Source organism: Polaribacter sp. (assembly GCF_965660385.1).
Lineage (GTDB): Bacteria > Bacteroidota > Bacteroidia > Flavobacteriales > Flavobacteriaceae > Polaribacter.
The window spans coordinates 1-1,255 of the sequence record NZ_CBFHZT010000134.1 but is presented as its reverse complement, the minus strand read 5'-3'; the positions used below and the strand labels follow the sequence as shown (position 1 = coordinate 1,255).

At 28.6% G+C, this 1,255-nt stretch carries 2 protein-coding genes; both read left to right on the top strand.

Translation table 11 applies throughout. The features are described 5' to 3' along the window. Positions 1–234 (top strand): hypothetical protein (locus ACTG3V_RS15575; protein ID WP_439133089.1); only part of this gene is annotated, 234 nt, incomplete at its 5' end. 11 nt (positions 235–245) lie between these two features. Next, positions 246–1,172, top strand: coding sequence for an RNA ligase family protein (locus ACTG3V_RS15570; RefSeq protein ID WP_439133088.1), 927 nt, complete (start codon positions 246–248; stop codon positions 1,170–1,172). The last annotated feature ends 83 nt before the right edge of the window (positions 1,173–1,255 follow it).

Here is a 1,255-nt window from a genome sequence, read left to right as displayed (position 1 = left end):
TACAAAATAGAAGTTGAAATAACCTATCAAAATGAAGAGCCAGGTAATCAAACTTTTATTATTAACGCTTCTAATGCTGAAAACGCAAAGAAAAACATTATAGAGTATATTACTTTAAATAATGCAAATAAAAACGACACAACAACTTTTGATACGGTTATAGTCTCTGCAAAAACAATTCCTTGTAATGATATTATTGATACTAATTTTTCAAGAGAATACATAATCGAATAAATAAAAACAATATGGAGTTTAAAAAATATCAGCACCTAGAAAGATTTGGAACTACAGAAGTTCAAAACATTGAATTAGGAAAAACTTATATTTTCCCAAAAATTGACGGAACAAACGCAAGTGTTTGGTTAAACGAGAAAGGAGAAATACAGGCAGGAAGCAGGAAAAGACACTTAACTTTAGAAGCTGATAATGCTGGTTTTTACGCTTGGGTAAAAAAGCAAAGTAATTTACTTGAATATTTACAAGAAAACCCAACACATAGGCTTTATGGAGAATGGCTTGTACCACACTCTTTAAAAACATACAAAGAAGATGCTTGGAGAAACTTCTATATTTTTGATGTTGCAGTTGATAAAGAAGAAAGCGAAATTTTACACGAAGGAGATGATAAAATAAAGTATTTACATTACGATACTTATAAGCCTTTATTAGAAGAAAAAGGATTGAATTTTATTGTACCTATTAGCATTATTACAAATGCAAGTTATGAGCAATTAGTAAACCAATTAATGAAAAACGTTTTTTTAATTGAAGATGGAAAAGGTGTTGGAGAAGGAATTGTAATTAAAAACTATGACTTTAAAAATAAATACGGAAGAAATACTTTTGCAAAAATAGTAACTTCTGAATTTAAAGAAAAACACGCAAGAACAATGGGCGTTTCTGAAATTAAAGGTAAAAAAATGGTTGAAGAAGAAATTGCAAAAGAATTTGTTACTACTGCATTAGTTGATAAGGTTTACGCTAAAATAGAAAACGAAATTGGGTTTAATAGTAGAGCAATACCAAGATTACTAAATACTGTTTTTTATGACGTAGTAAAAGAAGATGCTTGGAACTTTGTTAAAAAGCATAAAAACCCAAGTATTAACTTCAAAACCCTACAACACTTTGTTTTTGCAGAAGTGAAATTAAAAGCACCTAAATTATTTTAAACAACTAATGTTTACATTTAACAATACAGAAGAAAAATGGTTTTGCTCTTGGGTTGTTATGAGAAGAAAGTTTCTTAAATCAC

Coding starts and splice junctions, on each gene's coding strand:
- ACTG3V_RS15570 (WP_439133088.1), top strand. CDS start 246: ATGGAGTTTAAAAAATATCAGCACCTAGAAAGATTTGGAACTACAGAA.